This window comes from Flavobacterium sp. (assembly GCF_024305175.1).
In the GTDB taxonomy this organism is placed as follows: Bacteria; Bacteroidota; Bacteroidia; order Flavobacteriales; family Flavobacteriaceae; genus Flavobacterium.
This window is the reverse complement of sequence record NZ_JAMWYY010000023.1, coordinates 1-6,610: the sequence shown is the minus strand read 5'-3', so window position 1 is coordinate 6,610 and position 6,610 is coordinate 1. Positions and strand designations below refer to the sequence as shown.

The window sequence follows — 6,610 nt, the reverse complement described above, 5'->3', positions numbered from 1 at the left end:
GTTATTTGTAAATTAAATTAGTAATTATTATGGAAAGAAATGTTTTAAAAAATCAGTCGCACATTAACAAGGCAAGGGCAAGGTTTATTATTGGCGGCGGCACAATCGCGTTAGTGGTTATAGCCTTTTTTATACTCTCAGTAAATATACCCAATCCTGAATGGGGCAGATACTGGAGGGTAAAACCCTTATTGCTCACACCATTTATTGGCGCTTTTGGCGGTATGGTAATGTATTACTGCACAAGGCTTGCCGCATTCCTTCAGATTAATAAAGTTGCCGGCTTTTTATTAAGTATGCCTGTTTATTTAGTTATATTATGGATTGGCATTGTACTTGGGCTTAACGGAACACTTTGGAATTAATGCAGTTGTTATGGAATATTTTACACATGAAAATTCTATAGTACGCCGGATATGGGGCAGGGGAGATACCATACTTTTTATTTTTGCAGGAGCCTCAGCAGAGTTTGCCCTTAATAAGGCGGTTGACTGGCTATATTATACAGGCCGCCTTCCATCTGACCCGTTGGGCAGGCTGTTTTCTACCGTGGCTTACGCAAGGAAGATTGTTTTTGCAGAAAAACAGGCAGCGCATAATGCCATAGATGCTATGGCAGCCATACACAGTGGCGTTGAACAGGCTCGCGGTTACAGTATACCCGATTGGGCATATCGTGATGTACTTTTTATGCTGATAGACTATTCTATACGGTCTTTTGAAGTTCTGGAGCGGAAACTTACCGCAACTGAAAAAGAAGATGTTTTTACTGTTTTTTACAGAGTAGGGGCACGTATGGGTCTAAAAGGTTTGCCGGGTAATTATGCAGAATGGGAGGTAATGCGCGAAAGCCACATTAAAGAAAACCTGCAATGCAGCCCTTATACTGCTGACCTTTTTAAACAATACAGAAAGCATCTGGGCTTTTTGAGGTACAAGTTACTGGTTGAAGTACAGACACTACTAGTGCCACAACACGTTAAAGAACTCTTAGGGTTTAAGCCAGTTATTATAATAAAACCTGTAATAAGTTTTTACATGCTGAGCAGGAAATTACAGCTTGACAGGCTGCTTAAAGCTGTCCTATTGCCGCCATTGTATAGAAAGGAGATATTGGCTTTAGATAATTAATAAGCTCGTTTTATTACAGGCTAAGGTTCATTGCATTGAGAGTTTTTGGACCTACTATACCGTCGATTTTTAAACTTTTAGCTTTTTGGAAATCCTTTACCGCTTTGGTGGTAGCGGCATCAAAGATGCCTGTTACTGCTATTTTAGCTTTACTGATTTCATTAAGCCTTTCCTGGATCTTTATAACGGCTTCACCCGAATAGCCTGCTTTAACTATAGTGCCTGACAGTTTTGTTTTTTGCTTTTTATCACTGACAAATTCCTGTAATGCGCCTATTGTTACCGTATCGGCAATGCCTGTTGCATTCATCTTTTGTGATTCCTGAAAATCGGTAACTGCTTTTTTGGTCTTGTTGCCAAACCAGCCATCGGCAACTATAGCATGGCCTGCCTCTATCAGCAGTTTTTGTAGTTTTACTACATCTGCACCCCTGTCTCCTACACTTATATCAGATTTAATTTCGGCACTTTCACGCCCCAGTATTTCGGGAGAAACAAAAGATTTGACTGAGTTTAACGACCGGTTGCGTAACATAACTTTACCACCGTCACTATCATTTCCTGTTGCGGTATTGCCTTCATACGACTCAAACGTAGTTTTGGCAGAATTAGTCCACTTTTTAAAAATACCTATATGGTCTGCATGCCCGTCGCCACGCCAGTCAAACAAAACGATATCACCCGGCTGCGGTTCTTTAACCAGCATATTTTTAGATTTAAAATAATTATGTGCGGCCTGGCAATGATGTATGCCTTTAGGGGCTTGTATGGCTCCTAATGGGAAACCTGCTCTATCATATACCCAGCTCACAAATATGGCGCACCATTTTACACCATTCATTCCGTACCACTCGCCATACTTGGTTTTATTGCTGCCCGCAGGGCTTTCTACAGTACCTAATTCGGCGTGGGCAGTATCTAACAAGGCTTTACGGTTTGCATTCATACTTTTTCGTTTTAGGATTATGCTATAAGAGTTTCCATTTTTTAAGTGACAGCTTAATAATATCTATAGCTTTACCTGCTATAAATTTATTAATAACCACTTTAGTACCTATAAACATTAACGGCCTTGTTAATCCTTTAAAAGTAAACAGTTCCATGATGAGCTTACCTACACGTTTGCGTATCTTCTGCTCATATTTATCAATATCCTGTTCCATTATTTTTGGCCATGTATCACCGCATGAAAATACAGGTACCTTAAATTCTCCTGTTCTTTTAGCGAATACGGGTATTATCTGGTACTGTTTTTCTTCACCGGGCTTGGTTGCAGACGACGCAAAATCATCTTTGTTTGCAACACCAGAGTAGCCATTAGCAAATATAGGGTTGTTTTGCAGGGCAGATTCCGGTACGGTAAAGTAATCCATAAGGAATATTTCGCAGTTATAGCGACCCAGGTAAAAATCGTGAATACGGAATTCTTTATGGAGGAAACCGCCAAACCCCGAAAGGGTTCCGCAGGCTATTGCCTTCTCTCCAAAAACATCTTCTATTACATTACCATTTTTATCCCTTATTTCCCTTGAGGGAGAAATTATAAAGCTGCTCGCATCATTTTCCTTCATCAGCTCTTTATACTCTTGTGGCTTAGCCCTCATTTGCGAGAGCATAGCACCAAGTGTTTTGGGTATAACGCTTGTGAGTATAGGATTAGCATCAAATACCTCTGCTTCGGCACTTGGAAAAGGATCAACCATAAGCACCGTATTTGTAAATTGTGAATAGTCACAGTTTATATCATCTAAAATTCTGTCGGTGTCTGCCTTTTCTTCATCGGTAGTGTAGGGCATGCCCTTGTCGCGCGCCAGTGTTTCGTTAAGTAGGTCCCTTACTTTTTCAAAAGGTTCATTATTAATAACACCACCATCTATATTAAGGCTCGTGTAGCTACCATCTTTTACAGGAGAATTCCTGAAAATATATTTTAACCACGGTATCTGGTTAACATACTCTGATGGCCTGGTAAGGGTTCTTGGTGCAAGCCCGACAGGAAATGCACCCGTAGCCATAGCAGCCTCTACAGCCACCGAAACATTTTTACCTGTGGCAAAGTTCAGCGGCATCCATTCGTTGCCTGTAGGCGTTGTATTTCCGTTTATAAGCTCAAAACATCCATAATCGTTATGAACCCTCATGTAATATTTTTCCTGTCTTCCGGCTGCGTTCAGTCCCGCGTAATAACAAAACCCTTCTAAATTGGTGAGTGTGGTAAAGACTTTGAGTGGTGACCCGTCATTATTTTCAAAAAAGACAGGCAGTTTATCAACGGCTTTTGTTGTGACAGTAATCATTTTTTCCGCAATTTCTTCTATAAACTGAGAGTTTAGTAAAGATACTACCGAACCTTTTTGTATATCCGATACATCAAGCATCTTGCTGAAAACATCATTGTTAAGCAAGTCTACCCAACTGTGGTATAATTTATTTTCGGGATGCGGGGCAGTTATTTGTTTATTAGTTTTATCATACTGCACCGGTATATGCTTTTCCTGAAGTGCACTTGCCAGCAAAAGGCCTGTCATTCCCCCTGCAGAAGCACCGCCAATAATGGGAATGCTAACCTGGTGAGAAGGTATATTTTCTCCTCCGCGCCTTTTTTCCCATTCTTCAAGTGTTTCTAAAAGATAATCTATAACACCTGCGGTGTAAGCACCTGCAGATACCGCTCCGGCCATACATAAACCAATTTCAAACTTCTTGTCCATAATTACAGTTTTAGATATATTAAAACTAACCGGCAGGTTCTTCAGGCGATTTTATCATCCTTACTAACTCTTCATACGGAACAATGGTAATTAACTGGTGTCCGTTCTCAAGTTCTACAACTGTTTTACCGTTTAGCCGTGGATAAAACATTACAATTTTAGCAGTATTTACCGCATGAACTTTATTGTTCACATCCTGAATTTCAACAATTTGCATAGCAGGCAGTTTATGTTGTGTAAATATAAAATTATTTGTTAAAATTAAGATTGCGTATTTCTACTGAAATTGAATGGTTAACAACTTTTTTTAACAATATTTTAATTTTTTGTACGTTGATATCATAAATTGTATACTTTTATCCCAACTAAAAAATTACATAATGAATAATTACATATACCTGCCGGAACCACATTCCTCAAGATTTCTTTATTCTTTATCATTTGTCAGTACCATAGTTTAATAAGCAAACCTTATCGTTAACTGCACATTTTTTCCTGTTATTATATCAATAGCATCGGATATGGCTGTGCTTTGTCTTTTTCTTTCTTAAAAACCACACTTATTTATGTTAAAGATTGGATTAGTTGATGACCATAAACTGGTAAGAAAAAGCCTCAGGGTCCTGATAGACTCTTTTGATGGCGTAGGTGTAGCACTTGAGGCCGAGAATGGCCTGGAACTGCTGGAAAACCTGAAATTTACAGAAATTGATGTTTTACTCTTAGACCTGCAGATGCCTGTACTTAATGGCTATGAAACCTGCAAAAGGGTGAGGAGTTTGTACCCTGATATAAAGGTTTTAATTATATCTCATTTAAACACAAAAGAAGCCTTACTTAAAATAGTAGAAATTGGTGCTCATGGCTACTTTAGTAAAAACTCTGACTCTTATAGCCTGGAAAAAGCCATACATGCTGTTAATGAATCTGATTTTTATTTTGATGAAGAACTGAATTCTCTTGCTGAAGAAGCAGGAATATTAAAGCGCCGGCCAAGATGTTATGAGCCGGAACCGCTTGTAAACTTCAGCGAACGTGAAATTGACGTTATAAGGCTGGCATGCAAGCAGTTTAGCAGTAACCAGATTGCCGATAAACTGTGTATAACGGCTCGTACTGTAGAGTCTCACCGCAGGAGGATTATGGAGCGTACAAACTCCAAAAACTTTATTGGTGTTATTTTATTCGCCTTTAAGCAGGGGCTTATTGGTGTTGAAGATTTAATTTGATGATATGCCCTATACACAGCTTAAACAATTTTTAAAGGAAAGCCTTTCGAACGGAGACAATTCCGGTATTTCTTTTGAAGGTACTTTCTCTGAAGTTATTGATGTGCCGGTAACCCATGAGGAAGGTGTTATATTACTCATGGCTACTGTTCCGCATATATTGCCGGGTTTTTATGATGATATAATTAAAGAAGTTTTTCCGGAAGGTGGAAATATTCCGCAATTAGGCGGTATCAGGCTCGAAAGCCACAGAGGCTTTTATCCAACAGGAGAAACAGTATTATACATACTTGCAAAAGATAATATAGAACAAAGGCTCATGCTCCAGAACATGTTTATGCCCGGCCATTGGTTTTATAAAAAAAATATTCTGTATTTAAGCGATGTCAGGGAAGGGGAGCCCCTGATGAGCGGCCGCCTGCAACTATCGCAAGAAATACTGCATAAAATATTTTATGGTGAAGAAGTGTTGCCGCGTTTCAGCAGTACATTTCCTGCTAAAGAAGTTTTCACGGCAATGGATTGGGATGACCTGGTGCTGAACCAGAACTCTTTAAAACAGATACAAAATATTGCTTTATGGAATAAGCATAAAGACCGCCTGATGAACGAATGGAAGATGGGCCGCAAAATAGCGCCGGGTTACAGGGCATTGTTTTATGGCCCTCCCGGAACAGGAAAAACATTAACGGCATGCCTACTGGGTAAAGAACTTGGCAAGAACGTGTTCAGAATAGATTTATCGGCTGTTGTATCTAAATATATAGGCGAGACTGAAAAGAACCTCGAAAAAATATTTGTACAGGCAGAGAGCAAGGAGTGGATATTACTTTTTGATGAAGCGGATGCTTTATTTGGCAAACGTATACAGGCACGTTCTTCTAACGACAGGTATGCCAATCAGGAGGTTAGCTATCTTTTGCAGCGTATAGAATCATTTAACGGGCTTGTGATCTTAACTTCAAACTTTAAAAACAATATTGATGATGCTTTTTTAAGGCGCTTTAATAATGTTGTGGCATTTTATAAACCCGGATTTGAAGAGCGACTTTCATTATGGCAGAAAAACATACCTGATAATGTAAAGATAGAAGAAACAGTTTCATTAGAGTTGCTTGCAAAATCGTATGACATAACCGGAGCGCAGATACTATCTGTTATTACCTATGCCTGCCTGCAGGCATTAGGCAATAATGACAACTGCTTATCAAACGATGATATTTTGGCAGGTATAGAACTGGAGTACCTTAAAGAAGAAAAACATTTTAAAAGGGTTTAAAATAATAGCCGAATCAGCAATAGTTTCCAGGCGAATACATTACTCCCCAACCCGGAAAATAATATGCTAAATATTATCCAGAAAGAATTATATAAAATAAACCGGTTCTATGACCGGTTTAATCTTTTAATTGTTTCATGATAATATTGGGTATGGTGCGACCAATCTTTTTCAGGAAAATGCAGAGGTAGTTTTTCAACAGCATTTTTCATTTCTTCTAATATTTCTTTTAAGCGGGGAATATCAGAGGGAATATTAAT

The 6,610-nt window shown here is 38.9% G+C and carries 7 protein-coding genes; 4 read left to right on the top strand and 3 right to left on the bottom strand.

All coding sequences use genetic code 11. The features are described 5' to 3' along the window. Positions 1-29: 29 nt before the first annotated feature. Entirely contained in the window at positions 30-365 is a 336-nt protein-coding gene (locus Q0K96_RS07515; RefSeq protein ID WP_297333390.1) for a potassium transporter KefB, read from the top strand. Between the two features lie 10 nt (positions 366-375). Further along, entirely contained in the window at positions 376-1,131 is a 756-nt protein-coding gene (locus Q0K96_RS07510; protein WP_297333389.1) for an oxygenase MpaB family protein, read from the top strand. 13 nt (positions 1,132-1,144) lie between these two features. Here Q0K96_RS07510 and Q0K96_RS07505 read toward each other — a convergent pair whose 3' ends face one another. The 3 genes from Q0K96_RS07505 to Q0K96_RS07495 are packed head-to-tail and all read right to left on the bottom strand — an operon-like array spanning position 1,145 to position 4,059. Next, positions 1,145-2,077, bottom strand: coding sequence for a peptidoglycan-binding protein (locus Q0K96_RS07505; protein WP_297333388.1), 933 nt, complete (start codon positions 2,075-2,077; stop codon positions 1,145-1,147). A 22-nt stretch (positions 2,078-2,099) separates the two neighbouring features. After that, entirely contained in the window at positions 2,100-3,842 is a 1,743-nt protein-coding gene (locus tag Q0K96_RS07500; RefSeq protein WP_297333387.1) for a patatin-like phospholipase family protein, read from the bottom strand. A gap of 25 nt (positions 3,843-3,867) precedes the next feature. After that, a complete protein-coding gene (locus tag Q0K96_RS07495) occupies positions 3,868-4,059 on the bottom strand; it encodes a hypothetical protein (protein WP_297333386.1) in 192 nt (63 codons plus the stop codon). Positions 4,060-4,408: 349 nt separating this feature from the next. Between Q0K96_RS07495 and Q0K96_RS07490 the strand changes: the two genes are divergently transcribed. Then, positions 4,409-5,071, top strand: a complete 663-nt coding sequence (locus Q0K96_RS07490; RefSeq protein ID WP_297333385.1) for a response regulator transcription factor — start codon at positions 4,409-4,411, stop codon at positions 5,069-5,071. Positions 5,072-5,075: 4 nt separating this feature from the next. Next, positions 5,076-6,350 carry an ATP-binding protein gene (locus tag Q0K96_RS07485; RefSeq protein ID WP_297333384.1) on the top strand — a complete coding sequence of 425 codons (1,275 nt, stop codon included), beginning with the start codon at positions 5,076-5,078 and terminating at the stop codon, positions 6,348-6,350. The last annotated feature ends 260 nt before the right edge of the window (positions 6,351-6,610 follow it).